22 protein-coding genes are annotated in these 26,904 nt (G+C 70.7%); 12 read left to right on the forward strand and 10 right to left on the reverse strand.

All coding sequences use genetic code 11. From position 1 onward, the window contains the following. The first annotated feature begins 342 nt into the window (after positions 1-342). From rpsB to VZQ01_RS31760, 5 genes are all read left to right on the forward strand, one after another. Positions 343-1,320, forward strand: a complete 978-nt coding sequence (gene rpsB, locus VZQ01_RS31740; protein WP_370640295.1) for a 30S ribosomal protein S2 — start codon at positions 343-345, stop codon at positions 1,318-1,320. A 159-nt stretch (positions 1,321-1,479) separates the two neighbouring features. Next, positions 1,480-2,133: a translation elongation factor Ts gene (gene tsf, locus VZQ01_RS31745; protein ID WP_223745361.1), complete on the forward strand. Its 654-nt coding sequence runs from the start codon at positions 1,480-1,482 to the stop codon at positions 2,131-2,133. A 215-nt stretch (positions 2,134-2,348) separates the two neighbouring features. Continuing rightward, positions 2,349-3,101, forward strand: coding sequence for a UMP kinase (gene pyrH, locus VZQ01_RS31750; protein WP_223745362.1), 753 nt, complete (start codon positions 2,349-2,351; stop codon positions 3,099-3,101). Positions 3,102-3,146: 45 nt separating this feature from the next. After that, positions 3,147-3,704, forward strand: coding sequence for a ribosome recycling factor (gene frr, locus VZQ01_RS31755; RefSeq protein WP_141328206.1), 558 nt, complete (start codon positions 3,147-3,149; stop codon positions 3,702-3,704). Beyond that, the gene (locus tag VZQ01_RS31760; protein WP_223745363.1) at positions 3,704-4,672 is read left to right on the forward strand and encodes a diguanylate cyclase; all 969 of its coding nucleotides are present in this window, start codon (positions 3,704-3,706) and stop codon (positions 4,670-4,672) included. Before frr ends, VZQ01_RS31760 begins: the two co-directional genes overlap by 1 nt. On the opposite strand, the gene cyaY is transcribed toward VZQ01_RS31760, so the two are convergent. Together cyaY and VZQ01_RS31770 are read right to left on the reverse strand one after the other, a co-directional pair. Beyond that, positions 4,660-4,992: an iron donor protein CyaY gene (cyaY, locus tag VZQ01_RS31765; protein ID WP_223745364.1), complete on the reverse strand. Its 333-nt coding sequence runs from the start codon at positions 4,990-4,992 to the stop codon at positions 4,660-4,662. The genes VZQ01_RS31760 and cyaY overlap by 13 nt on opposite strands. 16 nt (positions 4,993-5,008) lie before the next feature. Next, positions 5,009-5,503, reverse strand: a complete 495-nt coding sequence (locus VZQ01_RS31770) for a SixA phosphatase family protein (RefSeq protein ID WP_141328200.1) — start codon at positions 5,501-5,503, stop codon at positions 5,009-5,011. Between the two features lie 282 nt (positions 5,504-5,785). Between VZQ01_RS31770 and VZQ01_RS31775 the strand changes: the two genes are divergently transcribed. After that, positions 5,786-6,370, forward strand: a complete 585-nt coding sequence (locus VZQ01_RS31775; RefSeq protein ID WP_426745506.1) for a hypothetical protein — start codon at positions 5,786-5,788, stop codon at positions 6,368-6,370. A 16-nt stretch (positions 6,371-6,386) separates the two neighbouring features. Here VZQ01_RS31775 and VZQ01_RS31780 read toward each other — a convergent pair whose 3' ends face one another. From VZQ01_RS31780 to VZQ01_RS31795, 4 genes are all read right to left on the reverse strand, one after another. Beyond that, positions 6,387-10,166: an FAD-dependent oxidoreductase gene (locus tag VZQ01_RS31780; RefSeq protein ID WP_426745507.1), complete on the reverse strand. Its 3,780-nt coding sequence runs from the start codon at positions 10,164-10,166 to the stop codon at positions 6,387-6,389. Positions 10,167-10,572: 406 nt separating this feature from the next. After that, positions 10,573-11,403, reverse strand: coding sequence for a glycosyltransferase (locus VZQ01_RS31785; protein ID WP_223745367.1), 831 nt, complete (start codon positions 11,401-11,403; stop codon positions 10,573-10,575). A gap of 409 nt (positions 11,404-11,812) precedes the next feature. Continuing rightward, positions 11,813-12,649: a hypothetical protein gene (locus VZQ01_RS31790; RefSeq protein ID WP_223745368.1), complete on the reverse strand. Its 837-nt coding sequence runs from the start codon at positions 12,647-12,649 to the stop codon at positions 11,813-11,815. Further along, entirely contained in the window at positions 12,646-14,880 is a 2,235-nt protein-coding gene (locus VZQ01_RS31795) for a glycosyltransferase family 4 protein (RefSeq protein ID WP_223745369.1), read from the reverse strand. Before VZQ01_RS31795 ends, VZQ01_RS31790 begins: the two co-directional genes overlap by 4 nt. A 29-nt stretch (positions 14,881-14,909) precedes the next feature. On the opposite strand from VZQ01_RS31795, the gene VZQ01_RS31800 reads away from it, so the two are divergent. From VZQ01_RS31800 to VZQ01_RS31810, 3 genes are all read left to right on the forward strand, one after another. Then, positions 14,910-16,013, forward strand: a complete 1,104-nt coding sequence (locus VZQ01_RS31800) for a glycosyltransferase family 4 protein (protein WP_223781949.1) — start codon at positions 14,910-14,912, stop codon at positions 16,011-16,013. 69 nt (positions 16,014-16,082) lie between these two features. Continuing rightward, positions 16,083-16,610, forward strand: coding sequence for a hypothetical protein (locus VZQ01_RS31805; RefSeq protein WP_426745508.1), 528 nt, complete (start codon positions 16,083-16,085; stop codon positions 16,608-16,610). A 34-nt stretch (positions 16,611-16,644) separates the two neighbouring features. After that, positions 16,645-17,370, forward strand: a complete 726-nt coding sequence (locus VZQ01_RS31810; protein ID WP_426745509.1) for a hypothetical protein — start codon at positions 16,645-16,647, stop codon at positions 17,368-17,370. On the opposite strand, the gene ybiA is transcribed toward VZQ01_RS31810, so the two are convergent. The 3 genes from ybiA to gmd form a co-directional block, all read right to left on the reverse strand. Then, positions 17,367-17,876 carry a riboflavin biosynthesis intermediates N-glycosidase gene (gene ybiA / locus VZQ01_RS31815; protein WP_223745373.1) on the reverse strand — a complete coding sequence of 170 codons (510 nt, stop codon included), beginning with the start codon at positions 17,874-17,876 and terminating at the stop codon, positions 17,367-17,369. The genes VZQ01_RS31810 and ybiA overlap by 4 nt on opposite strands. A gap of 78 nt (positions 17,877-17,954) precedes the next feature. Further along, positions 17,955-18,887 (reverse strand): GDP-mannose 4,6-dehydratase, encoded by a 933-nt coding sequence (locus tag VZQ01_RS31820; RefSeq protein ID WP_223745374.1) that lies wholly within the window; start codon positions 18,885-18,887, stop codon positions 17,955-17,957. Next, complete coding sequence (gmd, locus tag VZQ01_RS31825) at positions 18,888-19,862, reverse strand: GDP-mannose 4,6-dehydratase (protein WP_223745375.1); 975 nt, start codon at positions 19,860-19,862, stop codon at positions 18,888-18,890. A gap of 139 nt (positions 19,863-20,001) precedes the next feature. Here gmd and VZQ01_RS31830 point away from each other — a divergent pair, with 139 nt between their 5' ends. The 3 genes from VZQ01_RS31830 to VZQ01_RS31840 all read left to right on the forward strand — a co-directional run bounded on the left by VZQ01_RS31830 (position 20,002) and on the right by VZQ01_RS31840 (position 23,748). Further along, positions 20,002-21,291: a myxosortase-dependent phytase-like phosphatase gene (locus VZQ01_RS31830; RefSeq protein ID WP_426745510.1), complete on the forward strand. Its 1,290-nt coding sequence runs from the start codon at positions 20,002-20,004 to the stop codon at positions 21,289-21,291. Positions 21,292-21,337: 46 nt separating this feature from the next. After that, positions 21,338-23,131, forward strand: coding sequence for a bifunctional metallophosphatase/5'-nucleotidase (locus VZQ01_RS31835; protein ID WP_426745511.1), 1,794 nt, complete (start codon positions 21,338-21,340; stop codon positions 23,129-23,131). A gap of 224 nt (positions 23,132-23,355) precedes the next feature. Next, complete coding sequence (locus VZQ01_RS31840; protein ID WP_141332656.1) at positions 23,356-23,748, forward strand: hypothetical protein; 393 nt, start codon at positions 23,356-23,358, stop codon at positions 23,746-23,748. Positions 23,749-24,114: 366 nt separating this feature from the next. Here the strand turns inward: VZQ01_RS31840 and VZQ01_RS31845 are convergent, their stop codons facing one another. After that, the gene (locus tag VZQ01_RS31845) at positions 24,115-26,892 is read right to left on the reverse strand and encodes an Hsp70 family protein (protein ID WP_223745378.1); all 2,778 of its coding nucleotides are present in this window, start codon (positions 26,890-26,892) and stop codon (positions 24,115-24,117) included. Positions 26,893-26,904: the final 12 nt, after the last annotated feature.

Consider the following 26,904-nt stretch of genomic DNA (forward strand, 5'->3'; position numbering starts at 1 on the left):
CCACGCGCCGGCGCGGCGCCGCCCCGAGGTCCGGGCGGTGGTCCGCGCCGGTGGTGTTTAGGGGACACGGAGGGCGCCTGGAGGGTGGGGGAGGGGGCCTTCCGCCTGCTTCCCGGCACGGACGGTGAGGCGAAGCTTGCGCCGCCCGGAAGGGTTCTGTTAAGGACGCCCCGCCTCGTAGTCTGGGGTGGGGGTATCTACCCCGAGTCGTACCCACTTCACACACGCCCGTGCCGGTCGCCGGTGCAACCGTGGGTGAGCCCCTCCGGAAGGAGCGGCCCTCTCCCGGATGTCACGGCCGGAGCTTCGCATCGGGTGTGGCGGATGAACCGGAGAAACAACATGTCGATCGACACGCAGGAAACGCAGAACCAGCAGCAGGCCATGGCCGCCGCCGGCGGCATCACGATGCGGCAGCTCCTGGAGGCCGGCGTCCACTTCGGCCACCAGACCAAGCGCTGGAACCCGAAGATGAAGCCGTACATCTTCGGTGCCCGCAACGGCATCTACATCATCGACCTCCAGAAGACCGTCACCATGGCCCGCTCGGCCTTCCGCTTCGTGGCGGACGTGACGGCCCGCGGTGGCTCGGTGCTCTTCGTCGGCACCAAGAAGCAGGCGCAGGACGTCATCCGCGAGGAGGCCTCGCGCGCCGGTCAGTTCTTCGTCACCAGCCGCTGGCTGGGTGGCACGCTGACCAACTTCAAGACCATCAAGCAGGGCATCGACCGGCTCAAGACGCTGGAGAAGATGGCCGAGGACGGCACCTTCGAGCGCCTGCCCAAGAAGGAAGTCGCCTCGCTGGAGCGCGAGCGCGAGAAGCTCGAGAAGAACCTGGGCGGCGTGAAGGAGATGTCCAAGCTGCCCCGCTGCGTCTTCATCATCGACCCGAAGAAGGAGCACATCGCCATCCACGAGGCGACCCGCCTGGGCATCCCCGTGATTGGCTTGGTCGACACGAACTGCGATCCGGACGGCATCGACTTCGTGATTCCCGGCAACGACGACGCCATCCGCTCCATCAAGCTCTTCACGTCGAAGATCGCCGAGGCCTGCATCGAGGGCGCGGCCCGCTACCGTGCCTCGGGCGCGGCGGAGCGCGACGAGCAGGAGGAGCGCGAGGGCCGTGACGACCGCCGTGAGCGTGATGACCGCCGTGGCCCGCGCCGCAATGACCGCGGCGGCGACCGCCGTGGTGGCGACCGTGACCGTGGCGGCGAGCGCCGTGGCCCCCTCGTCGAGATGAAGGGCGCGCCGGCCGTCGCCGAGCAGCCCGCGACCGAGGGCGGCGAGGCCGCGGGCGAGACGGCGGCGGAGTAATCCCCCCGTTTCACTCCAGTGTCTTCGTGGCGGCCGGGTGGCGGAGCAGAACGCCTGTCACCCGGCCGTCCGTGTTTCCCGTCGTACGCCGTACCCCTTGAACATCAATGCTCCGCCCGGCGCATGGCGCCCACGTGGTGGCGGAGGCAGGAGAAGAACATGGCCGAAGTGACCGCCCAGATGGTGAAGGACCTCCGCGAGCGGACCGGCGCGGGCCTGATGGACTGCAAGAAGGCGCTGGCCGAGTCCGGCGGCGACTTCACGAAGGCCGAGGAGTGGCTGCGCAAGAAGGGCATCTCCCGCGCCGCCGGCAAGGAAGGCCGCGTCGCCGCCGAAGGTCTGGTGGGCACCTACGTGCACGGCGGTCGCATCGGCGTGCTGGTGGAGGTCAACTGTGAGACCGACTTCGTCGCGCGCAACCCGGACTTCCAGGACCTGGTGAAGGAGGTGGCCATGCAGATCGCCGCCGCCAACCCCAAGTTCGTCCGCCGCGAGGAAGTGCCCTCCGAGAACCTCGAGAAGGAGCGCGAGATCGAGCGCGAGCTGCTCAAGCAGCAGGGCAAGCCCGAGGCGATGCTCGAGAAGATCCTCGTCGGGAAGATGGAGAAGTACTACACGCAGGTCTGCCTCGTGGACCAGCTGTGGGTGAAGGACGACAAGAAGAAGGTCGGCGAGATGATCACCGAGCGCGCCGCGAAGATTGGCGAGAAGGTCTCCGTGCGCCGCTTCGTCCGCTTCGAGGTGGGTGAGGGCATCGAGAAGAAGAAGGACGACCTCGCCGCCGAAGTGGCCAAGACGCTGGGCCAGGGCTGATTCCCCAGGGCCTCGCTCGGAGGTCCTCCTGGTTGGCCCCGAGGGCCGCGACCCTTCCGACTCCCTGCTGGGGAGCCGGGGGACGCGGCCCTCCTCTTTTGGTGGCGCCTGGAGGGGTCCAGGGGGCCCTCGGGGCGTTGGCCGTGGACGGTGTGGCCGCCTTGTCCGACTCGGGCGTTGATATGCCGCAATCCGGGGGATAGAAGCGGACGCGCATGTCCTCCGACACGACCCAACCGCTCCGATACAAGCGCATTCTCCTCAAGCTCTCGGGCGAGGCCCTGATGGGAGAGGGGAAGTACGGCATCCACCCACCCACACTCAGCGCCATCGCCGATGAGGTCATCGAGCTGGCGCAAGCGGGCGTGGAGGTGGCCCTGGTGATTGGCGGAGGCAACATCTTCCGCGGCGTCGCCGGGGCGACGGAGGGCATGGACCGGGCCAGCGCGGACTACATGGGCATGCTGGCCACGTGCATCAACTCCATGGCCATGCAGGACGCGCTGGAGAAGAAGGGCCTGCACACGCGCGTGCTGTCCGCCATCAAGATGGAGCAGATCGCCGAGCCCTACATCCGCCGGCGCGCGGTGCGCCACCTGGAGAAGGGCCGCGTGGTGATTTTCGCCGCGGGCACGGGCAACCCGTACTTCACCACGGACACGGCCGCGTCGCTGCGCGCCATGGAAATCAACGCCCAGGTCATCCTCAAGGCGACCAAGGTGGACGGCATCTACAGCGCGGACCCGAAGAAGGACCCCACCGCGCGCCGCTACCGCTCGCTGACGTACATGGATGTGTTGAAGCAGAACCTCAATGTGATGGACTCCACGGCCATCTCGCTGTGCATGGACAACAAGCTGCCCATCATCGTCTTCGACCTCACCGTGCCGGGGAACATCCGCCGCGCGGTGCTGGGCGGCGGTGAGATTGGTACCGTCGTGGGCGGCAGTGAGACGGTCTGGGCCTGACGTCACGCACTCATCCCGATTCCAGAGTTCAAGGAGAACACGCAAATGAGCGACGACCTCGTCAAAGAGCTGAAGGAGCGCATCAACAAGACGCTCGAGGACCTCAAGCGCGAGCTGACCAAGGTGCGCACCGGGCGCGCCAACATCGCCATCCTCGACAACGTCCGCGTGGACTACTACGGCACGCCCACGCCCCTGTCCGGCGTGGCCAGCGTCAACGCCCCGGAGCCCCGGCTCATCACCATCAAGCCGTGGGAGAAGAGCGTCCTGAAGGACATCGAGAAGGCCCTGCGCGAGGCCAACCTCGGCATCAACCCCATGAACGACGGGGAGATGATCCGCCTGCCCTTCCCGCCGCTCACCGAGGAGCGCCGCAAGGAGATCGCCAAGCAGGTGAAGACCAAGGGTGAGGACCACAAGGTCGCCATCCGCAACATCCGCCGCGACACGAACGAAGTCCTCAAGACGCAGCTGAAGGACAAGAAGATCACCGAGGACGACCAGAAGCGAATCACGGAGAAGGTCCAGAAGGAGACCGACGACGGCGTCAAGCAGGTCGACTCCATCGTCCAGGCGAAGGAGAAGGAGGTCATGTCGGTCTGATGGCCTTCGTGCTCCTGGCCGAGCCCGCCGCTCCGGTGGCGGGTGTGTTGCGCCGGTACCTCGAGGGCGCCGGCCACGAGGTGGCGTGGGTGGCCAGCGTCGACGAGGCGCTGCGCGCCGCCCGGGAGCGTCCGCCCTCCGTGCTCCTGGCCTCCGGCACGGGAGCGCTGGACGGCGAGGCGCTGTGCCGGGGCGTGCGCGCCCAGGGCCTCACGGCGCCCGTGCTGCTCATGTACCCGCCGGACGAGGAGCACGCCGACGAGCGCGCCCTGCAGTCGGGCGCGGACGGCAGCCTGGTGGGCCCCCTCAAGCGCGCCACGGTGCTGACGTGCGTGTCGCTGCTGGTGCAGCGCGAGGAGGCCCGGCGCGCGCCCCAGGCCGCTCCGGCGCCCGTGACTCCGGCGCCGGTGGAGCCTCCAGCGCCGCGCACGCCGCAGGCCCCCGTGGGGGCGACGTCAGCGGACTTCGAGTTCCTCAAGCGGCTGATGTTCATGGAGGTGAAGCGCAGCCGCCGCTACCGCTACCCCATCGCCCTGCTGATGGTGGAGCTGGACCGCTTCCAGGAGCGGGCCTCATCGCTGGCGCCGGCCGCGCGCAAGGGCGCCCTGGCGGAGACGCTGGGCCTGCTGGTGGCGGGGGTGCGCGACATCGACGTGGCGGTGCCCTTCGCGGACAGCCGCTTCGTCGTCTTCCTGCCGCACACGCCCCGTTCGGGAGCCCGGGTGGTGGCCGAGCGCCTGCGCGAGAAGCTCAAGGGCGTCACCTCGCTGCCCGCGGGCACGGCCTCGGTCGGTGTCTCCGTGTCGGAGCCTCCGGCGGGGAAGGGCGCGGGGCCGGGCGCTCCCGTCCAGCAGATCAGCTTCGGCGGGATGCTGAAGGACGCGGGAGACGCGCTGCGACGCGCGCAGGCGGCGGGAGGCGACTGGGTGGAGGTGGCCAGCGACGCCAGCCGGAATCAGGACGGGTAGACGAAGTCCACGTCGCTGATGTGGTGCACCACGTCGGCGACGAACCGGAACAGCTCCAGGCCCCGGCCCTTGTCGTCCAGCCAGGTGCCGGTGGCCTCGTCGTGGCTGAAGTGGATGCCCTGGCCCTGACCCGCCACCCAGATCTGCTTCACGGCGCGCTGGGTGTTGACGATGCACTTCTCCCGGGAGCGGGCCGTCAGGGTGAGCATGTCACCCGTGCTCTCGGCTTCCAGCACGTCCGGGTCGATGGCGTCCGCCGCGGCGAGCATCCGCTTGAACACGGCGGCGACGAGCTGGTTGTAGCGTGCTTCGTCCATCATGGCCGACCGGGGGCCCTCACTGGATGACGTCGAGGACCGGGTGGCCGGGGGCCGCGTAGAACAGGAGCTTGTACTGCGCGTTCTCACCCTCGGCACGCTCCAGGGCGATGACAGTGCCCGGGTTGACGGGCTTGGGGAACGACTGCATCCCGAGCAGGTGAGCGGCCAGCGCGCCCATGGTCGGCTGGTGGCCGACGAGGACCAGGTTCTCGCCCTCGTGCTCCTTGATGAGCGAGTCCACCGTGCCCACGGGCATGTCCGGCAGCAGGCTCTTGTGCACCTGCAGCAGCCCCTCGTACTTCATCGCCATGGAGAGGATCTGCGCCGTCTGCACCGTGCGAACCAGCGAGCTGGTCAGGATGAGGCTGATGGGCCCCATGCGCTCGGACAACGATGCGAAGTGTGCCGCCGTGTTCGCTCGCGCCTTCGCCGTGAGCCAGCGTGCTTCATCGCCGAGACCCTCGGGGATCTCCGCGTCCGCATCGCCGTGCCTAACCAGGAAAATCCTCAAAGTCCCTCCACCGGAGCAACCGGACCGCGGTTCGTACACGACCGCCGCCGGGTTGGTCAAAGGTAATGCGGCGATTGTTCAGTGGCCTGAACAACCTTCAACGTGACAGACAGGAGGGGGCCGCCCTCCTCCGCACGCGTCCGCGCAGCATACACGCGGGGGCTGACGAGCCGTCTCTTCAGGGAAGGAGTCCGGATGCGCAAGGCGCTGTGGGTCCTGGCGGGGGCGCTGGCCCTCTCGGGATGTAAGAAGGATGGGGCCGCGGGTAGTGAGGCACCCGGGGTGGAGGATGCGGGCGCCGCCGGGCTGGACGCCCTGGAGGCGGCCGAGGTCGGCGCGGCCTATGTCGTGACGCCCGAGAAGCTGACGGCCTACGTGGCCTACCAGCGGCGGATGCTGGAGGTGTACGGCTCGCAGGTGAAGGGGCTGCAGGGGCTGGGGGTGCTGGTGGATGCGGGCACGCCGGAGGCGATGGCGGAGGTGCGCGCGGGCCTCAAGGTGGTGGAGGCCAAGGCCAAGGCGGAGGCGGAGGCCCGGGCGTCCGCGGGGCTGAGCGTGGCGGACATCAACGGGCTGGCCCAGGTGGTGACGGCCGTCATCGGTCAGCGGCAGCTGGGGCGCACGCTCCAGTACGAGGACGAGCTGCGCAAGCTGGAGGAGCTCCAGCAGAAGCTGCCGCAGGAGCAGCGCGAGGAGCTGGCCGCGCAGGTGGCCTCCATGCGCCGCCAGGTGGAGTCCTTCCAGAAGCTCACCGACGTGCGCCGCGAGTACGGCGACGCCAACGTGGACGTGGTGCTCACGCGCGAGGACGAGCTGATGAAGAACTACCAGGAGATGCTGCGCGTCTTCACCGGCACACGACGGTGAAGACGCGCGAGGCCCCTCACACGCGCTTGAGGTGCGGGGCCTTCTTGAGCAGCTGCGCCAGGTACAGGTCGGCGACCTTCTCCATCACCGTGTTGCCGCGCAGCCGCTGGTTCAGGTTGACGAAGTCGACCTGGTCCAGGCGCTGGTCCTGGTTGTAGCAGGAGAAGACCCACGTCTCCTTGCCGGTGCGCGGGTCCACGTGCCGCTGGAGGCACTGGGCGCAGATCTCCTTCATCATGCACTGCATCGGCGAGTTGATGGAGCCGATGGCCTCGTGGTCCGGCTTCAGGTACGGCTGGAGCACGCCGTGGCGGGCCTCGGCGACCGCGCGCATCATCCGGTCCGAGCCGATGGCGATGATGCGGTCCACCTCCGAGAGCGGGATGAGCGAGGGCGCGGCGAGCTTGCCCTCGGCGTAGGCCAGCATGGCCTGCACCACGTTGCCTCGGAAGGCCGAGTCCTGCGGGCGCCGGGGTTCGATCGTCTCCCCGGTGTCCACGGACCACACAATCTGGTCCGTGCCCGCCTCGATTTCGTCCTGCTTGAAGGAGTCCGACTTGAGCCGGTAGCCGGCGAAGTAGACGACGCGGCAGCCCGCGGCCTTGAGCGAGCGGGCGATGGAGAAGAGCACCGCGTTGCCCAGGCCGCCGCCCACGAGCACCACCGTCTCGTTGTGGCCAATCTCCGTGGGCGCGCCCGTGGGGCCCATCAGCACCACGCTCTCGCCCGGGGTGAGCGCGGAGCACAGGCGCGAGGACGAGCCCATCTCCAGCACGATGGTGCCCATCAGCCCCTTCTCCTTGTCCACCCACGCGCCGGTGAGGGCCAGGCCCTCCATGGTGAGGCGCATGCCGTCCACCACGGGCGCGTTCCGCTCGAAGTTCTGGAGCCGGTAGAACTGGCCGGGCTGGAAGTGGCTGGCCGCGAAGGGCGCCTTCACCACCACCTCCACGATGGTCGGCGTGAGGCGCTTGACGGCGACGATGGTGGCGTTGAACGCGGCGTCCAGCTTCGCGAAGTGCGCGGCGCGCTGCTCGTCACGGCGGGCCTGGGCCACCTCGTCGTCGAAGTCGAGCGCGGCCACCTCCTTCGCGTACAGGCGGGCCACCTCACCGTAGCCGTCCTTCGCGCTGGCCATGGCCTTCACCACGTTGCCCGCGTAGGTGGGGTGGTTGTCGCCGTAGAAGGAGATGAAGTGGCCGTCCTTCGCGTACGACGTGAAGAAGCCCACCTTGGCGTCCAGGTCCTCGCTGGCCTCCACGCGCTCGAGCGTGAAGCCGTCCGCCGTCTCCACCAGGGAGTGGCCCTGGAAGTAGTCGCCGCCCTCGTCGAGCTGGAAGGTGCCCGGATACTCGCGCTCGTACGTGACATTGGGCGAGGTGCCGGCGGCCACGCACACCGTGCGCGCGGGCAGCTCGAAGAACTGGCCGCTGCCCTTGAGCTTGCCGTCGACGGTCACCATGCGCTCGAAGCGCAGCGCGCGCACCGCGCCTGTCGCGTCCGGAATGGCCTCCACGGGGCTCATCCGCTCGATGAAGCGGATGCCCTCCTCCAGCGCCTTCGTCACCTCCTCGTGGTTGAGGCGGTAGGCGGGGGACTCGGTGAGGCTGCGGCGGTAGGCCAGGCTGACGCCGCCCCAGGCGCGCACCAGCTTGATGAAGTCGGGCGTGCCGCCCTCGGCCTTCGCGCGCTCACGCTCGGCGCGCACCGCGCGGCCGTGCTCCAGGAAGGTCTGGTAGGTGGCGCGCTCCTCGGCGTCCAGCCGCGCGAAGACGGCCTCCTCGCCCAGCTCCGCGGCGAGCTTCTCGTGGCGCGCGAGCGCCTTCTCCACCTGCACCGGGTAGTACGCCATCAGCTCCGTGGCGGTGTCGACGCCGGTGAGGCCGCCGCCGATGACGATGGCGGGCAGTTGCACCTGGAGGTTGGCCAGCGAGTCCTTCTTGAAGGCGCCGGTGAGCTGCAGCGCCATGAGGAAGTCGCTCGCCTTGCGGATGCCCCGGATGAGGTTGTTCTTCATCCCGATGATGGTGGGGCGCCCGGCGCCGGCGGCGATGGCGACGTGGTCGAAGCCCAGCTCCCACGCGTCCTCGATGGTGAGCGTGCCACCGAAGCGCACGCCGCCGTGGATGCGGAAGCCCTCGCGCCGGGCCAGCGTCAGGTGGATGAGCGTGAGGAAGTTCTTGTCCCAGCGCACGGTGATTCCGTACTCGGACACGCCGCCGAAGCCCTCGAGCACGCGCTCGTCCAGCTCGCGCGTCAGCGAGCGCCAGTCGCGGATGGGCGTGAGCGCGTGGCCGTTGCGGCCCACCAGCTCGTCGGAGAACGGTTCAATCTTGAGGCCGTCCACGCCCGTGACGCCGAAGCCCTCGTTGAGCAGGTAGTGCGACAGCGTGTAGCCGGCGGGGCCCAGGCCCACGACCATGACGTTGCGGCCCACGTAGGGCAGCGCGTACGGCCGGCGCACGTTGAGCGGGTTCCAGCGCGTGAGCAGGCCGTAGATTTCGAAGCCCCAGGGCAGGTCCAGCACGTCCGTCAGCGCGGCCGTCTCCGCCAGGGGGATGTTCACCGGCTCCTGCTTCTGGAAGATGCAGGCCTTCATGCAGTCGTTGCAGATGCGGTGGCCGGTGCCCGGGCACATCGGGTTGTCCAGCGTCACCATGGCCAGCGCCGCCAGCGAGTTGCCCTCGCGCTTGAGCAGGTGGGCCTCGGAGATGCGCTCGTCCAGGGGGCAGCCCGTGAGGGGGATGCCCAGGGGGTTCTTCTTGTAGCTGTGACCCTCGGCGACCTTGTCCTTGGCGGGGAAGCCCGTGGAGCAGGAGTCCTTCTGGCGCTCGTGGCAGAGCACGCAGTAGTCCACCTCGTTCATCACGTCGCGCTGGGTGCCCCGGCGGTCGGTGAGCTTGAAGCCGTCGCGGTGGCGCAGGTGGTGCTCCAGGCCCTCGGTGGCCTCGGGCAGCTCGGCGTCCGGACGCTGCAGATGCACCAGCTGGTCGAACACCAGCGGCTTGGGCACGCGGTGGGTGGGCCACGCGTGGAACTGGTCCTTGGTCTCCGGGTGCAGCGCGCGCGCGTACGTCCAGCGGTCCGCCAGCGACAGCAGGGCGCGCACGGCCTGCAGCTCCGCGGCGTCATCGCCCTGGGTGACCAGGCTGGAGCCGAACGCCTCGCGGCCCTCCGGGGTCGCCACGAGCGCTGCGCGCAGGGCCGTCCAGCGCTCGCGCAGGGCAGGGGCCTTCTCCTGCTGCTCGGCGGGGAGGTTGCCGGAGAACAGGCGCTCGAGCTCCATCAGGCTGAGGACGGACTCGGCGAGCCCGCGCTCGAAGTCGCCGGTGGAGAGCGCCTCCGGGAAGCCCAGCTGGAGCATCCGCCGCATGCGGCCGTCCAGCGAGGGGAACTCGGCCAGCGTCGGGCGGTCCGGGGCGCCCTTCTTGAAGACGCGGCGGGTGATGAACTCGCGCTTGAAGTCGAAGAGGGGCAGCTCCCCCTTGAGGTGGCCCATCAGCCTGTCGAGCTCGGACTCGACGCGGAAGAGCCGGGCGACGAAGCGCGACATGTGGCGGGCCACGCGCACCAGCAGGTCGGACTCGGCGGGGCCGGTGAGGCTCTTGCCCTGGGACTTGCGATAGGCGTCGAACGCCTGGAACAGCTCCGGCTCGTCCTCGGCGAGCCGTGCGTCGAAGCTCTGGGCCAGCCGGCGCAGGCCGCGCGGGCGGTAGAGGTCCTCGAAGGTGAAGCCCGGCAGGCCCAGTTGGAGGGAGGGGCCAGGGTCATTGGGCAGGTCGGTCAGGGCGCGCATATCACTGAAGGTGTAGGAGGAACCCGGAGCAACGGCTCGCGTGCGGGGCCTATTTCGCGGTGAGCCGCCCGGAAAGCAAGCGGCCTCGCGACGCCGCGTGAAACCGGGCGATGGGAGCAAGTGGCTTCCCTGGGGTTGTAACGCGAAGGGCGGACATCAGCCGCCCTCCATCTGCTGGCCTCCGGGACAGGTCGGGGCCGTCGGCAGGATGCGCCAGGGCCCGCGCGGCCCGCACCGGGACGCTCGTGGGTTGGAATGAGGCCAATGGGTTGGCCCGACGAGGGGCGGGTGGCTCGGACGGCCCGCCGGCCGCTCGCCCTTCGGGAGAGGGTGCTCCGTACCCCTCCGACATGTCGCCCTGGGGAGGGCGTATCGCACCCGGGGCCCGGCCATTCCGCTGCGGCTGTCACCGGGTATCAGTGGGGGGCAGGTTCGCGGGGAGTGGTTCGCGCGAGCCCGGAGCGGGGAGGGTGAGGTGGTCCAGTCGGCGGCGGAGCTTGAACAGCCCCCAGAACATGCGGGCCGCGTCGAGCCCGGGGATGACCTTGGAGCCGCCGAAGTCCTCCCAGTCGATGGGGACCTCCAGGCAGCGGGCGCCCTGGCGCTTGAGGAGGGCGAGCAGCTCCACGTCGAGCAGCCAGCGCTCCTCGCGCAGCACGTCGAGGAGCGGGTGCAGCACGCGGGCGCGGATGAGCTTCACGCCACATTGCGTGTCGTAGAAGTGCAGGCCGAAGTTCATGTCCGTCAGCGTGGCGAAGATGCGGCCCTGCAGGTGCCGGCCCAGGTTTCGCACCACGCGGCGGCCGGCCATGAGGATGCGTGAGCCGGCGAGGACATCCACGGCCTGGGCTTCGGGGGCGTCGGAAAGGCGGACCAGTCGGAAGAGCTCGTCCGCGCTGATGGCGCCGTCCGCGTCCAGGAACGCGAGCCAGGTGGAGTCAGTGGAGGCATGGCGCCAGCCGAGCCGGATGGCGGAGCCCTTGCCGCCATTGCGAGGCGCGGCGACGTAGGTGAAGCGGTGGTGCGAGCCCTCGGCGGAGAGCCGGGCCTGGGCCTGCTCGACGCTGGCTCGCTGAAGGGTGGCGTGCTCGGGCGCGCTGCCGTCGTCGACGACGAGGAACTCCACCCGTGGCGTCGGCTGCCCGAGGGCGACGTGGGTGAGTGACGCCACGAAGCGAGGCAGGCGCTGCCCCTCGTTGTACGCGGGGATGACGACGCTGATGGACGGAGCTCCCACGCGCCGGTTTGAGCACGGTGGGGCAGGGGCGTCAACGCGAGGGGGCGGGCGTGTGGGCCGGTACTTCAGGAGGCCCTCCGGACTCCGTGCTTGGGCGAAGCGGGAATCGCAACGGGGTTGCTGTATCGGTCATGGCCTCCGGACGGGCCGTCGCGCGACGCCGATGGAGGCTCCTCGCCCGGTGAGCGAGGTGCACCGGGTTGGCGCGGATGCTGCTTCGAGTCACCCGAGGCGCGCCGTGGCTCCACCGCACCGCGGGGAGTGGCGGGGCCTGGCGCCGCACTGTGTCCTGGCGGCGCCGCTTGGACCGGAGGGCTCGGCGCGCTCTGGGAGCCGCCAGGAGCGCGGTGACATCGCATGGGGCGGCGAGGCTTCGCGCTGCCCCAGGAACCCAATGGAGCGCGGTGCTCTATCGGCGTCGCTTGGGGCGACGGGACTTCGCGCCATCCTTGGGGCGAGCCGACTTGTCGGTCGGTGGCGTCTGCTCCTTCGCCGACGTCACGGTCTCCGTCCTGGTGGTGCGAGGCTTGGGCAGTACCTCCGCGGCATCGCGCGGCGTGCTCCGTGCGCCATGCCCGTCCTGCGACGACGTCGCCTCACGACCCTGTTTCGCTTCGTGACTCCGCGAGGTCGAAGTCCCCTTCTGCTGCATGACCTTGTCCGCGCCTGGCCCCTCGTCGGTGTGCGCCGTTCCGGCGGCGCGCGGAGGCCGTGGAGCAGGCGGCTCGACGCTCGTCGGCGCGTGTGACCCCTGTCTCTCCGTTCTGGACGTGCTCCTCGTCAGCGAGGGGCGTGGCGCCGTTTCCGGAGTACCCGACGTCACTGGGCCTCGCGACTCCTCGACCGGGGTGCTCGCCTGTCGCGCGCGCAGTTGCTCCACCTCGCGGCGCAGTCGGAGGACCTCCGCGGAGAGCTGGGCGTACGAGTCACGCACGTGCCCGTTGAACACGCGCTGCCGTCCCAGGGCCTCGTTGATGAACACCTGGCACGACTTGCGGAACGCCCACTTCGCCACCACGACGAGCTGCCCCACGCCGCCCCGGTGCGTCTGCAGCGGCAGCGCGCGCGTCGCGTCGGCGTTCTCCTCGAGCGCGTGCAGGTTGAACGTCAGCGGCTCCAGCCGGGGCTCCACGCCCTCGGCGGGCACCTCCACCGGCTCGGAGGTGGGCAGCCCGCGCGTTCGCAGGCGCTCCTCGATGCGGGCCAGCAGCTCCCGCGCGGGAATGTCGCGTCCCAGCAGCTTCATCGGTGCTTCTCCTCGAGGATGCGTTGCAGCTCGTCCCGGTAGGTGGCCACCACCTGCGGCCATCCCTGCTTCTTCACGTACGCCAGCCCCTTCGCCCCCAGCGCCTTGCGCGCCTCGCCCACCTCGCGCAGCCCCTGGATGAACGACGCCAGGTCCGTATAGGCGCGCCCCGCGCCGCTGCGCTCCACCTGTCCCACCAGCACGTCCGAGCGCCCGTTCACCAACACCGGCGTGCCTTGCGCGAACGCCTCCAGCGTCAGGAGCGACAGGCTCTCGTAGCGCGACGGCACCACCACCGCCAGCGCTCCGGCCAGCGCGTCGTGCTTGTCCTGCTCGGGGATGCGCCCCAGATAGCGCACGCCATCGCCCTCCAGGGACATGTGCGCGTCCCCCGCGAGCACCAGGTCCGGCGCGTCCGCGTACCGGTGCTTCAAGGCCTGATGGAACTCGAGCAGCTCGGGGACACCCTTGCCCGGCTCCTGACGGCCCACGTACAGGAGGTAGTCGCGGTGCACGCCGTGCTTCTGTCGGAAGCGCGCCCCGTCCGCCGAGGGCCGCTCCACGCCCACGCCCACCACGCGTGTCCTCGCGTGGTTCGGGAAGTACTTCTCGATGATGGTCAGCTCCTCCGGCGTCAGGCACAGCAGCGCGCGAGGAAGCTCGAAGACGTCGCGGTACGCATCGAAGCGGATGGGCGCCTCGTCATGCGTGGTGGGCACGAGCAGCGAGCGGTCCGCCACCAGCGGCATGCCCCACACCGTGGGCGCATACAGGTACGTGAAGAACAGGTAGCCGTCATACGCGTCGCGCGTGGAGGCCAGGTGGTGGAGCAGCCCCGGTGCCAGGGGGCCCTGCTCGGCCACCCACTGCTCCTCGCGCAGCCGCTCGTTGCTCTTGTCGAAGAGCTTGCGCGACAGCCCGTTGAAGCCCCGGATGTTGCGCACGCGCGTGACGGGGAAGCGCAGCACGTCCACGCCGCGCACCCGGTCCGGTCCCGCGGGGAAGTGATTCTCCCAGGACAGGTGGTTCTTCGCGCACGTGGTCAGCACCGTGAGGTCCCAGTGCGGCGTGAGCCGCTCGGCCACCTGCGCGGCCAGCATCTCCGCGCCGCCCGTCACCTCGCCGTACCGCTGCACCACCACCGCCACCCGGGGCCGCTTCGGCGCCGCCCGACGGACTCGCGGCGCCGGCAGGTAGGGCTCCAGCGCTCGGGACAGCGCGCGCTGCACCGAGGGCGCGGAGAAGTGCTCCAGCCTTCGACGCTGGCCCGCGATGACGGGCTCACGCAGGGAGAGGTCCTCGCTCAGGTCCACCGCCAGCTCCGCGAGGAAGGCGAAGCGCTTCTGGTCGAACGCGATGCCCGCGCCGCCCAGCGTCTCCGGCACCGCGGCGGCGCCGTACGCCAGCACGGGCACGTCCGACGCCATGGCCTCGATGAGCGGAACCCCGAAGCCCTCGTGCTCGCTCATCGACACGAACACGGACGCGGAGCGGTACGCGGCCACCAGCTCCGCGTGGCTCAGCCGCCCCAGGAAGCTCACCCCGCTCAGCCCCTTGGCCTGCTTCTCGAGCGAGCGGAAGTAGCGGCTGCCCGGCTCATAGCCGCCGACCATCAACAGCCGCGCCTGGGGCCGCAGCCGCAATACCTCGCGGTGCAGGGCGATGAGGTCCTCGAAGCGCTTGTGCGGCATCACCCGGCTGACACCGAGCAGCACCGGCCCCGGGCCCGCCAGCCTGCTCAGGAGCTTCGCGTCGGCGCGGTCGGGCCCGAAGCGCTCCGGCTCGATGAGCAGCGGCACCGTGTGGACGTTGCGATAGCCCGCGACGCGCAGCTCCGCGGCGTTGTAGTCCGACACGCCGATGGCCACGTCCACGAAGGGCGCCATGGCGGCCAGCTGCGCGCGTCCGGCGAGCAGCGCGTTCTCCAGCGACAGGCCCGTGTAGAAGCGCGCGGGGCTGATGTTGTGGAAGACGAGCCCCTTGCGACAGGGCAGGTGCATCAGGCGACTGCTCAGCGGCGAGGCGATGCCGTGGTGGTACAGCACCAGGTCATCCGGCGCCGGCTTCAGCTCGGAGGCGGGGCTCGCCAGCCCTTCCAGACCCGCGCCCACCTCGTCGGCGTACAGGCCGCCCCATACGCCCAGTCGGCGCAGGAGGAGCTGGAGGTGCAGCGCGGCCTGCCCGGTGGCGTCGCCGGGCACGAAGCTCGCTATCAACTGGTGGATCGCCATGCGCGCCCTGCCTATCACACGGCCGTGCTATGAGGCGCCCCGTGTCCATCGGCTCCATCGCTTTCGACGCCACGCTCTGGGATGAGCCCACCACCGGCATCGGCCTGTACACCCGCTGTCTCGCTGGCGCGCTCGAGGCCCGAGGCGTCTCGCTGGAGAAGCTGGGCGCGCGCGACTCCGGCGACCATCCGAGGGGCAACGGCGGCCGCACCGCCTGGACGCTCGCCCGGCTGCCCAAGCTGCTCGAGCGCTCGCGGCCCGCGCTCTACCACGCGCTGGGCAACTTCAACCTGCCCCTGACGCGCGTGCCCGGCACCGCCTACGTGCTCACGGTGCTGGACCTGATTCCGCTCATCATGCCGGACACCGTGTCCGCGAAGTTCCGGTGGCAGTTCCGGCTGTGGTTGTCGCGCAGCCTGCTGCTGGCGGACCAGGTGCTGTGCATCAGCGCGCGCACGCGCGATGACCTGCTGGAGCGCTTCCCCGAGGTCGCCTCGCGCGCGGTGGTGGTCCCCATCGGCGTGGACCACGTGAGCGCGCCCGTGCTGGATGCGACGAGCGCGGACTACCTGCGCTCGCTCGCGCTGCCCAGGGACTACGTGCTGTACGCGGGCTCGCTCGATGTCCGCAAGAACGTGGACCTGGTGCTGGATGCGATGGAGCGGCTGCGCGCGCAGGGGCGGCCCGCGTCGCTCGTGCTCGCGGGGCAGAGCTGGTTCGGCTCCGGCCGCGTGGAGTCCCGCATCGCGCGGCTGCGCGCGGAAGGGCACGACATCCGTCCGCTCGGCTATCAGGCCGAGCCCGTGTTCTACGAGCTGATGCGGCGCGCGGCGCTGTTCGTCTTCCCCTCGCGCTACGAGGGCTTCGGCCTGCCTCCGTTGGAGGCGATGCGGTTGGGCACCCCCGCCATCGTCTCGACGGCGGGCTCGCTGCCGGAGGTCTGCGGCGACGCGGCGCTGGCGGTGCGCCCGGACGACGCGGAGGGGCTCGCCGAGTCCATCCACCGGCTCCTGCGCTCCCCCGAGGAGCGGCGGGCCTTCGCGGAGCGGGGCCGCGCGCGGGCCGCGGAGTTCACCTGGAAACGGACGGCCGAGGGGACGCTGGCGGCCTACGAGGCCGCGCTCCGACGCTGAGGCTCGCAAGCGTGTGTCGGGTCGGCGGGCAATCGGGCTCCGCCGAGGAGTCGTGACGGGAGGATGCGGATGCGGAAGCTCATGTGGAGTGGCCTCGTGTTGAGCGGTCTTCTCATCGGCTGTGCGAGCAAGCCCGCGCGGCAGGAGCCCGCGGAGCCGTCGGTGCCGCAGGACGCGGTGGCCATTCCGGAGACGGAGACGCCCGCGGAAGAGGGGGCGTCCCCGGCGAATCGGACCGACGCCACGCCGCTCGTGGTGAAGGCGGACCCTCAGCCTCAGGACCCCATCAACATCGAGAACGCGAAGCTCGAAGGCAACGTGCTGACGCTCAACGTCGCGCACGGGGGCGGCTGCGCCGAGCACACGTACGAGCTGGCCTGGGACGGGCAGCTCCAGTCGAAGGCCGGGGCCACGCCGGTGGCGAACCTGGTCCTGATTCACGATGGCCATGGGGACCGCTGCAAGGCCATGAAGTTCGCCGAGCTCCGCTTCGACGTGAGCCCCATCGCCCAGGCGCAGTCCGGCCAGAGCAACACGCGCGGCACGGTGGACCTGTCGCTGCTCGGCGTGTCCGCGCCCGTGCCGTACTCGTTCTGAGCGGGAGCGCCGGCCTGATGCGCGTGGATGCGACATGAAGCTCACCGAGGCCCTGGCGCTGTTGGAGCGCTGCTTCGGCGGCGTGGCGGAAGGCGCGCCCCGGCTCGTCGAGGCCGAGGACGCGCGCTTCGTCGAGCGTCCGAGCGCGGTGTGGCTGGAGTACCGCTGGTACGTGTCCCAGCGCGGCCTCGCCGAGGTGTTCCTCAAGTCGGAGCGGGTGCCCGTCGAGGCCCGCGCCGACGCGGAGGCCACGGTGATTCGGGTGCACCTGCTCGGCGCCGCTGAAGGGCTGGCGGAGCGCGCGGCGGGGTTGCTCGTGGGCGGGCGGCCCGCGCCCGAGCGCCTCATGGGCCTGTTCGACGATGACGGCCTGCGCCGCGAGTGTGTCGCCTTCGCGCGCACGAGCGTCACGGTGGAGCACTGGGACACGCCGGGCCCGCGCAAGCTGCTGGACGAGGCCCGCTTCCACGCGCTCGCGGAGCGACTGCGGGACACCGCCTCGACACCGGAGGAGCGACACGAGTCGGTGCAGCGTCTCGCCGACGAGCGCAGCCCTCGCGTGGTGGAGGAACTGCTCGGACTGCTCTCGCGTCAGCCCTCGTTGATGGCGCTGCGCGTGTTGTCCGAGTGGGGCGAGGCGCGCGCCAGGGCTCCGTTGAGAGCGGCCCTGGACGCGGTGCGCTCCGACAATCCCGCGGACCTGTGGACCCTCACCGCCCTGGACAGGCGGCTGGAGGCCTGGGCCCATGTGGAGCGCTAGCGAGCCACCACACCCTGCGCGATGAGGTCATCCCTCAGGCGCGTCAGCACCTTGCCCAGCAGGTTCAGCCCACGCCACTGGGACGGGTCCATGATGCGCGCGTCATCCATGCCGAGCCCCACGCCCCAGATGCGGTCCATGGGACTGGCCTCCACCAGCTCCGTGCCCTGGCTCGCGAGCAGCACCTCCAGCAGCGCGGCGTTCTGCGTGAACTTCGCGCGGTTGCCCTCGTAGATGATGCGCTCGCGCTCCTTCACCCACGTCTCCTCCACGAAGCCGCGCACCTTGCGGCCCAGCGCCTTCTGCGACTTGGGAGACGCGGACGCCATGATGCGCGCGAGCATCTCTTCATCCGCGAAGAGGCGCGCCTTGCCCGCCATCATGTACTGCTCCATGCAGTTGTAGCGGGCCCCCTCCACCAGGAACTCACAGGGATGCCACTGCGAGAACGGGGACTCCTGGGTCCAGAAGAAGGTGAACCTGTCCTGCCGCCGCGTGCCTGCCATGCCGAGCCTCCTGGTTCGTGTTGATTTTACACCAACGACCAGGGGCCCGGCATCCTGACAGGCGTCTCGGGGGAGGACTCAGGCGCGCTGGGCGCCGGGCACCTTGGGACCGAGCACGTCGCGCAGCGCGTCCGTCACGGTCAGCTTGGGCGCCCAACCCAGCGCGCGCAGCTTGTCGGGCGAGCCGACGAGGCTGGGGATGTCGGAGGGGCGCAGGCGCGCCGGATCCAACTCGATGCGCGCGTCCACGCCGGCCAGCAGGAGCATCTCCTCCAGCAGGCTGCGGATGGTGCGGCCCTCGCCGGAGCAGATGTTGTACGCCTGCCCGGGCTCGCCCTTGTCGAGCAGCAGCCGGTAGGCCTCCACCACGTCACGCACGTGCGAGAAGTCCCGCACCGCGTCCAGGTTGCCCGTGCGCAGCACCGGGTCCACCGTGCCCAGGCCGATGGCGCGAATCTGCGAGGCGAACGAGGGCACGACGAAGGTCGGGTCCTGCCCCGCGCCCAGGTGATTGAAGGGCCGGGCCATCATCACCTCCAGCCCGTAGCTGCGGTGGAACTGCACGCCGGCCAGCTCCGCCGCGGACTTGGAGGCCGCGTAGGGGCTCAGCGGCACGGCGGGCGTGCTCTCGGGGGCGCGCGTGCCCTCCGGCACCGGGCCGTACACCTCGCCCGAGCCCACGAGCACCACGCGCGTCTTCGGCGCGTTCTCGCGCAGCGCCGTCAGGAGGTTCACCACCCCCATCGTGTTCACCGCGAACACGCGCGAGGGGTTGTGGTGGCTCTTGGCCACCGAGCTGAAGCCGGCCAGGTGGATGACGCCTTCGGGCCGGGCCTCGGCGACGGCCGCCTTCACGGCGGCCTCGTTGGCCACGTCGAAATGCAGGGCGCTGCTGCTCACACCCTCGCCGCGGGGCCCGTGGGCCTCCACCACCTCATCGCCGCAGGCGCGCAACAGCGCGCACAGATGCCTGCCGACGAACCCATCCGCTCCCGTGACGAGAATGCGCATCTACCGCTGCCCCGCCTTCACGCGCTCCAGGTCCGCGTCCACCATCATCTCCACCAGCTGCTTGAAGCGCACCTTGGGCTCCCAGCCCAGCTCCTTCTTGGCCTTGGCCGGGTCACCGATGAGCAGGTCCACCTCGGCCGGGCGCACGAAGGCCGGGTCGATGAAGACGTGCTTCTGCCAGTCCAGGCCCACGCGCGCGAAGGCGATCTCCACCAGCTCCCGCACCGTGTGCGTCTCGTTGGTGGCCACCACGTAGTCGGCCGGCTTCTCCTGCTGGAGCATCAGCCACATGGCCTCCACGTAGTCACCCGCGAAGCCCCAGTCGCGCTTGGCGTCCAGGTTGCCCATGGGCAGCTTCTCCTGGAGGCCGTGCTTGATGCGCGCCACGTTGTACGTGACCTTGCGCGTGACGAACTCCAGGCCCCGGCGCGGCGACTCGTGGTTGAAGAGGATGCCGCTGACCGCGAACAGGCCGAACGACTCGCGGTAGTTCACGGTGATGTGGTGGCCGTACGCCTTGGCCACGCCGTACGGGCTGCGCGGGTAGAAGGGCGTGTCCTCCGTCTGGGGGACCTCCAGCACCTTGCCGAACATCTCGCTCGAGGACGCCTGGTAGAAGCGCACCTGCGGGCGCGTGTGGCGGATGGCCTCCAGCATCTTCGTCACGCCCAGCGCGGTGAACTCACCGGTGAGCACCGGCTGGTTCCAGCTGGTGGGCACGAACGACTGCGCCGCCAGGTTGTAGACCTCGTCCGGCTTGACCAGGTTCAGCAGCGCCGCGAGCGAGAACTGGTCCAGCAGGTCACCCTGGTGGAGCTGGATCTTCCCGTGCAGGTGCTGGATGCGCTCGAACTTCTCCTCGGAGGAGCGGCGCACCATTCCGTGCACCTCGTAGCCCTTCGAAAGGAGCAGCTCCGCCAGATAGCTGCCGTCCTGCCCCGTGATGCCCGTAATGAGTGCGCGCTTGGTCGCCATGGTCTTTTCGCTGTTGGCTGGAAGACGCACTTTGTACTCGACACGGTTGGCTGGAGCCAACCGTTCCCGAAGCCTTCGCACTTGAAAGGCATCCTCCGCGTGCGAAGTTACGGCGGACCCACCTGCCTGGAGCCCGGTCATGCGCCACCCTCTCATCCTCGCCCTGGCGGCGTTCCTCAGTGGAGCGGCCGCCTCCGCCCAGCCCGTGCGGGTGTCCCCTGTCCGTCAGACGACGCCGGACCCCGGGGCCAGCGGGGCGAACCTGCGCGACGTCGCCATCTGGGTGGGCAGCGCGGACGGGGGCGCCGACAGCCTGCTCTTGACGGCGTATGACAATGCCAACTCCGGACTCTTCACCTTCGGGTTGAATGGTCAACAGGTGGAGTCGGACTTCGATGGGCCCACGCTGGGCATCTCCCTGCGTGACGGCTTCCGTCTGGGCAACGACACCCTGTCGCTCGCGGTGACGGCGAACAGCGTCAACGGGTTGTCGGCCTACCGGGTGGATGGGCGGCGGGCGACGAACAAGGTGGAGCGCATCAACGTGGCGCCGCTCGTCAACAACAGCACGCAGTTCAACAGCGTGGCGCTCTATCGCAGCCCCTCCTCCGGTCGGTTCTATGTGTTCGCGGGCAACCCGTCCGGTTCGCTCCTGCAGTTCGAATTGTCCGGTGAGGACGGTGGGATGTCGGCCACGCTGGCGCGCGACGCGCTGGATGTGGGCGGCGCCATCACCGGGCTCGTGGCGGACGAGGAGCTGGGCTACGTGTACGTGGTCCAGTCCGGCGTGGCCATCTGGCGCTACAACGCGGAGCCCAACGGGGGGACCAGTCGCACCGAGGTGGCCTCGCTGACGGGCACGGGCCGCAACCTGTCGGGCTCCGTCAGCCGGCTCGCGCTCTACCGTGGCGCCAATGCGCAGGGCTACCTGCTGGCGGCGGACACGACCTCCAACTCGTTCGGCGTGCTGGACCGCCGCACGTACGCGTTCCTGGGCTCGTTCCAGATGGTGGCGGGGGATGGCGGCATCGGCGCGGTGGAGTCGCCGTTCGCGCTGGCCGTGTCCGCGCAGCCGGTGGGTCCCGAGTTCCTCGATGGCCTGTTCGTCGCGCAGGACTCCGACAACAGCAACCAGCAGAACCTGAAGCTGGTGGGTTGGGACAAGGTGGCGCAGGCCTTCACGCCGCCCTTGCGCATCGACACGCGTCCCTCGCAGGGGGACGGCGGCACGGATGGCGGCTCCGACGCGGGCTCGGACGGCGGTGGAGGTGGGGGCGGTGGGCCCGGGCCGGGCATCCCGGGAGGGGGGGGCTTCCCCGAGGCGGACGACGGGTCGGGTTGCTCGTGCGCCACCGCGTCGGTGCCTGGCAGCGTGGTGCTCGGGCTGCTGGCCCTGGGCCTGTCGGTGCGACGTCGCCGCGAGCGCTGAAGCGCGGTTGAATCACGGCGCGCGGCGGGGTGAAGTGCGGACGCTCATGCGTTCACCGCGTCCCTTCCTCGTCGCGCTCGCGACCTGTGCCGCCGCCTGCGCCGGCACGCCCGCCACCCCGACGCCCGCCGCGTCCCCGGCCGAGCCCGTGCGGCTCACCCTGGTGGGCCTCAACGACTTCCATGGCAACGTGGAGCCGCACCGCACGCGGCTCTCCGACGGGCGCGTGGTGGAGGAGGGCGGCGCGGCCACCCTCGCCGCATACGTCGCCCGACTGCGCGCGGACAATCCGGGCGGCGTGCTGCTGCTGGATGGTGGCGACCTCTTCCAGGGGACGCTGGCCTCCAACCTCACCGAGGGCGCCGTGGTGGTGGACGTCTACAACCACCTGGGCTTCACGGCGGCGGCCATCGGCAACCACGAGTTCGACTACGGCCCGGTGGGCGCCTCGCCCATGGCGTTGACTCCGGGGGAGGATCCGCTCGGCGCGCTGAAGGCCCGGGTGAAGCAGGCGCGCTTCCCCATGCTGTCCGCCAATCTCCGTGACGCGGCCACGGGCAGGACGCCCGCGTGGCTCGGCAACGACGGCACGCACCTGCTCACCGTGAAGGGCGTGCGCGTGGGCGTGCTGGGGCTCACCACGGAGTCCACGCCGAGCGCCACCAACCCCGCCAACGTCGGCTCGCTGCGCTTCCTGCCCCTGGCGTCCTCGGCGCTGGAAGCGTCGCGCTCCCTGCGCGCGCGCGGCGCGGACGTGGTGGTGGCGGTGGCGCACGCGGGCGGGCACTGCCCGGACCTGTCGAACCCGCGCGACACCGCGAGCTGCGAGCGCGGCGACGCGGAGATTGTCGACATGCTGGCCGCGCTGCCACCGGGCACGCTGGACGCGGTGGTCGCGGGGCACACGCACCAGGTGATGGGCCACTTCATCCAGGGCGTGCCCGTCATCGAGACGACGGGGCTGGCGCGCTCGGTGGGCGTGGTGGAGCTGTTCGTCGACCCCGTCCGCCGACGCGTGGAGCCGTCGCTCACCCGCATCCAGGCGGCGATTCCCCTGTGCTCGCAGGTGGACGCGGTCCATGGGGACTGTGATGGCCGGCGGCTGCGCGAGCGCGCCGAGGTGACGCTGGTGCCGTCGAGGTTCCTGGGCGCCGAGGTGCGCCCGGATTCGGACGTGGAGGCGCTGCTCGCGCCCACGCTGGCGCAGGTGGACGCGGCGCAGCGGCGGCAAGCGGGTGTGTCCTGTGCGTCGCCGCTGGTCCGGGGCTTCACGGAGGAGGGGGCACTGGGCAACGTCGTCGCGGACGCGCTGCGCGAGGCGGTGGGCGCGGACGCCGCGGTGATGAACCCCGGTGGCATCCGCGCGGACCTGCCGGGTGGGGTGCTGTCCTTCGGCCACGTCTACCAGGCGCTGCCCTTCGACAACACGGTGGCGGTGCTGACGCTCACCGGTACGGAGCTGGAGCTCCTGTTGAAGCTGGCGCACGGCGTGGACCGGGGCGCGGTGTTCGCGGTGTCCGGGCTGGAGCTGACGCTGGCGCGCTGCCCGGGGCCGGGGCGGCTCTTGTCCGTCACGCTGGAGGGCGGAAAGCCCCTGGTCGCCGAGAAGCGCTACCGGGTGGCGGTGCCGGACTTCCTCGCGCGGGGTGGGGACGGGGTGGAGGGCGTGACGCGGCCGCTGCCTCCCGAGCGCGCGGAGCTGGCCCCGTTCCAGGGAATGGACCTGCGCGAGGCGTTGATCGCCTACGGCCGCTCCCATGGGGGTGTCCTGCCCACGCCCACTCTGGGGCGGGTGCGCTACAGCGGTGTCGCGGAGGCGTGTCCCACCGCCTCGCGTTGAGGGAGCCAGGGCTGAAAATTCGCCCGGGGGTTGATCCGCTGGGAGTGAACGGGGCCGTCCAACCCTTGGAAACTTCGATGAAAACGCTCCCGGGCCGAATTTTCGGCCTGGGATCAGTTTTCAACGGAGGGAAGGCACCTTACTCTATGGCTCGCGAGTGCCCGTGCCGAGGTGGCCCCATCAGGGACTGCGTGCGAGGGCCCCCGAGAGCGGGAGGGACTGACATGCTCTACAAAGTGACCCCGATGATGACGCCTCCGCCGGAGAAGGCGAAGCCGCGTGAACCGGGGCAGCCGCAGCCGCGCAAGCGGCGCAAGTCCGCCGTCTACGACGCGGATGGTCACGAGGTCCTCATCTCGTTGATGTGCATCAAGTGCCGTACGCTCAAGCCGCTGGCCCAGTTCGGGCTGCGGAAGATGGCGGACGGTGCCATCCGGAACCAGCCCTGGTGCCGCACGTGCCGCTCGGGCGCGGGGACCAAGAAGCCCAAGGCGGGCAAGGGTGAGGCCGCCGCGCCTTCGGAGCCGACGCCGGTGCTCCAGGTCGTCGAGCGCGCCGCGCCCAAGGCCGTCGCCGAGCCCGCCTCGTCCGACGTGCTCCCGGACATCCGGGGCTGATCGCCCCGTCGAGGCTCCAGCGAGGACTCCCACGAGGTCGCGTGCCCCGCACCGACCCGTGAGGGAGTCCTTTCGGCTCGCATGGGCCACGCGCAGCGTCGATGCCTCGAAGAGGGACGCCCACGCGGTCGTGTGCATGGCACCGACCTGTCAGGGCGAGCGCATGGGCTGATCGTCTCGTCGATGCCTCGGAGAGACGCCCACGAGGTCGCGTGCGCCGCACCGGCCTTCGAGGGAGCGCAGGGACTGCTCATTCGACCGACGCCTGAAAGGGGCCTCCCACGAGGGTTCGTGTCCCGCGTCACCTCGTGAGGGCGCCCGCCGGCTCGCACGGGGCAGGGTGCCCCGTGGAGGCCGCCGCTGCGCTCAGGACAGTCGGAGTCCCGCGGGCAGCGTGTCGCCGAGCGCGCGCGCCTCGTCCGCCGCCTCCAGCGCGACGACTTCACGCACCATGCGCACCCACGTCTCGGACGCCTTGGCCGCGACGAGCGCCTGGGCCGCGCGCTCGCGCAAGCCCGGGTCCACGTCCCGCGTCCTGTCTCCGGTGAGCCGCGCGAGCTGCGCCGCCGCGAACGGCGCACCGTCGATCTTGCGCAGGTCCAGCTCCAGCAGGAGCGTCAGCCACGCCTCGGCCGTCTCCACGTCCACGACCTTGTGGCTGCTGCCGTAGAGCGGCACCCGCGCGCCCAGCCGTCCCAGGGACCACGCCCACGGGCCACCGGACTTCGCCTCGGCCTTCAGCCGCTCGGCGATCCACCGGCCCACCTCCGCCTTGTCCCCGGGCGACAGGTGCTCCAGCGAGGCGGCCGTGCGCACCATCTCCTCCAACCCCTCGGGCTGGATGCCCTTGAGCTTCCCGGCGGCGGGCGCGTTCGGGGGCACCTTCCGCGACAGGTGCGGCTGCAGGTACGCGTAGAGCTTCTGCTGCTGCGCCTCCGTCAGCCCACCGGCGATGCGCCGCCACATCACCCAGAACTCCGTCCACACCGCCTTGTCCGTGTGGTGCTGCACCAGCGCGTCGAACAGGCTGAAGGTCTGCTCCGCGCGCCAGCCGTCCAGCGGATACCCGAAGCCCGGGCGCAGCGTGAAGCCCGTGAGGCTGTAGAAGACGCGCTCGTGGTCCTCGGTGCGTCGTCGCTTGCTCGCGCCCGCGTACAGCGTGCTCCACATCTCGCGCAGCACCGGCACCCGCCACGTCTCGCGCGGCCCCAGCGCCTTCTCCAACGTCCGCCCCAGCTGCTTCACGTCCTTGGGCCCCAACGGCAGTGGCTTGTTCCCGTAGACGCGCTCGATGTTGTCCTTGGCCTCCACGAAGCGCGCGGGCATGGACTCGGTGACGGTCAGCTCGTGCGAGCCCCCCGTGCCGCGCAGCTCGAACTCCAACCTCCACCGCTCGTCCGCGACGTCGGAGACGCAGTACAGCTCCAGCGTGCCAATCTCCGTCAGCGCCGCCTGCAGGTGTACCGGCACCTCCGCCACCTTGCCCGCCGCCCCCTTGAGCAGTGTGTGGATGGGCGGCAGCGGCTTCAGGTCCTCCGCCAGGGGCACCAAATCCCCGGGCTTGTCGATGCGGTCGCTCGTCGTCGAGTAGAGCTGGAACTGCACGGGCCTGCCGAGGGTGAGCGTGAAGGGGCGCTCGCCCAGGTCCACCTTCTGTCCCTCCTCGAAGCCGCGAGGGATGAGGCACAGGGCGGGCTGCTCCGCGCTGTCCGCGGGACGCTGCAACCCCACGTAGTACGCGCGCGCCGCGCCACCGCCAATGCGCAGGCCATGCCCACGCCGCACCAGCCCGTAGTACGCCGCGCCCCGCGCCACCGCGAGCTCCAGGGACTCGTGGCGCAACAGCGAGATGCGCGGCGCGTCCGGCCACCACCCCGAGACGGCCTCCACCAGCCGCTCCGAAATCCAGGGCGAGTTGAAGACGCCGCCATTGAGCAGGATGGCGTCGGGGCGGGGGAGGGCGCCTTCGAAAGCAGGCGTCTCGCCCAGCGCCGCGAAGCCCGCCGCCGCGTGCTGCGCGAGGAACGCCGCCAGGTGCCGCGTCACCGCCGCGTCCTGCACGTACGGCAGGCCCAGCTCCTGGAGCGCCATGCGCGCGGCCCGGCGAGGCCGCTCCGTGGGCGGCGTGCGCGGGAAGAAGCCATCCAGCACCAGCGCGTGGGCCTCCTCGCGAGACAGCTCCGAGGACAGCGTTCCACCCAACAGCCGGCTGCCCTCGCCCACCAGCGACACGCCGTACTTCTCCGGAGGCGCCTTGCCGAGCAGCGCCTCCTTCGCGGTGCGCGCGGCCTGGATGGCCTGCGTCCACTGCGTGGCGGACAACCGCCGCCCGTCCGAAAAGAGCTTCTCCTCCACGCGCCGGGCCAGCGCCGCGTCCATGTTGTCGCCACCCAGCATCAGGTGGTCGCCCACGGCGAGTCGCCGCAGCATGGGGCCCTCGGGCGACACGCCCGCGTGCACCAGCGTGAAGTCCGTGGTGCCGCCGCCCACGTCCACCACCAGCACCAGCCGGACGTGGGAGAGCGTCTGCTCCAGGTCCGAGCGGTGGCGCGCGGTGTAGTCGTAGAAGGCCGCCTGGGGCTCCTCCAACAACGTGAACTTCTCCAGCCCCGCCTTGCGAGCCGCGCTCACCGTGAGCGCGCGCGCGGCCTCGTCGAACGAGGCGGGGACCGTAATCACCACCTCCTGCCGCGACAGCGGCGCTTCCGGGTGCGCGAAGTCCCACGCTCGCGCCAGGTGCGTGAGCAGGAGCGCGCTGGCGTCCACGGGGGACAGCTTCGCCACGTCGGCGGGCGCGCCCCACGGGAGGATGGGCGCGGAGCGGTCCACACCCGGGTGGCACAGCCAGCTCTTCGCGCTGGCAATCAGCCGGCCCGGCACGCGCGAGCCCTGCCAGCGCGCCAGCTCTCCCACCACCCACGGCCCGCCGTCGTCACCCCAGGGCAGGCGCAGCGACTCGGCGCTCAGCTCGTGGCCCGCGGGCACGTACACGGTGGAGGGAAGCAGCGCGCGCGGCGCCACCTCCCCCTGTCGGACGAGCTGCGAGACGGGGAAGTCCTCCACGGGCGCGCTCGCGCCCCGGGCGGGGTCCACGGACGCCACCGCGCAGTGGGTGGTGCCCAGGTCGATGCCGACGATTCGCATACACCTCCGGTT

This window comes from Myxococcus faecalis, from assembly GCF_050039385.1.
Classification (GTDB): domain Bacteria; phylum Myxococcota; class Myxococcia; order Myxococcales; family Myxococcaceae; genus Myxococcus; species Myxococcus fulvus.

Bases quoted from the DNA above. Each gene is read 5' to 3' on its own strand.
- VZQ01_RS31805 (WP_426745508.1), top strand. From the start codon at position 16,083: ATGCGGAAGCTCATGTGGAGTGGCCTCGTGTTGAGCGGTCTTCTCATC.
- VZQ01_RS31790 (WP_223745368.1), bottom strand. From the start codon at position 12,649: ATGAAGCTGCTGGGACGCGACATTCCCGCGCGGGAGCTGCTGGCCCGC.
- ybiA (WP_223745373.1), bottom strand. From the start codon at position 17,876: ATGGCAGGCACGCGGCGGCAGGACAGGTTCACCTTCTTCTGGACCCAG.
- VZQ01_RS31780 (WP_426745507.1), bottom strand. From the start codon at position 10,166: ATGCGCGCCCTGACCGACCTGCCCAATGACCCTGGCCCCTCCCTCCAA.
- gmd (WP_223745375.1), bottom strand. From the start codon at position 19,862: ATGGCGACCAAGCGCGCACTCATTACGGGCATCACGGGGCAGGACGGC.
- cyaY (WP_223745364.1), bottom strand. From the start codon at position 4,992: ATGATGGACGAAGCACGCTACAACCAGCTCGTCGCCGCCGTGTTCAAG.
- VZQ01_RS31810 (WP_426745509.1), top strand. From the start codon at position 16,645: ATGAAGCTCACCGAGGCCCTGGCGCTGTTGGAGCGCTGCTTCGGCGGC.
- VZQ01_RS31760 (WP_223745363.1), top strand. From the start codon at position 3,704: ATGGCCTTCGTGCTCCTGGCCGAGCCCGCCGCTCCGGTGGCGGGTGTG.
- VZQ01_RS31835 (WP_426745511.1), top strand. From the start codon at position 21,338: ATGCGTTCACCGCGTCCCTTCCTCGTCGCGCTCGCGACCTGTGCCGCC.
- tsf (WP_223745361.1), top strand. From the start codon at position 1,480: ATGGCCGAAGTGACCGCCCAGATGGTGAAGGACCTCCGCGAGCGGACC.
- VZQ01_RS31795 (WP_223745369.1), bottom strand. From the start codon at position 14,880: ATGGCGATCCACCAGTTGATAGCGAGCTTCGTGCCCGGCGACGCCACC.
- rpsB (WP_370640295.1), top strand. From the start codon at position 343: ATGTCGATCGACACGCAGGAAACGCAGAACCAGCAGCAGGCCATGGCC.
- VZQ01_RS31820 (WP_223745374.1), bottom strand. From the start codon at position 18,887: ATGCGCATTCTCGTCACGGGAGCGGATGGGTTCGTCGGCAGGCATCTG.
- frr (WP_141328206.1), top strand. From the start codon at position 3,147: ATGAGCGACGACCTCGTCAAAGAGCTGAAGGAGCGCATCAACAAGACG.
- VZQ01_RS31800 (WP_223781949.1), top strand. From the start codon at position 14,910: ATGAGGCGCCCCGTGTCCATCGGCTCCATCGCTTTCGACGCCACGCTC.
- VZQ01_RS31830 (WP_426745510.1), top strand. From the start codon at position 20,002: ATGCGCCACCCTCTCATCCTCGCCCTGGCGGCGTTCCTCAGTGGAGCG.
- pyrH (WP_223745362.1), top strand. From the start codon at position 2,349: ATGTCCTCCGACACGACCCAACCGCTCCGATACAAGCGCATTCTCCTC.
- VZQ01_RS31845 (WP_223745378.1), bottom strand. From the start codon at position 26,892: ATGCGAATCGTCGGCATCGACCTGGGCACCACCCACTGCGCGGTGGCG.
- VZQ01_RS31840 (WP_141332656.1), top strand. From the start codon at position 23,356: ATGCTCTACAAAGTGACCCCGATGATGACGCCTCCGCCGGAGAAGGCG.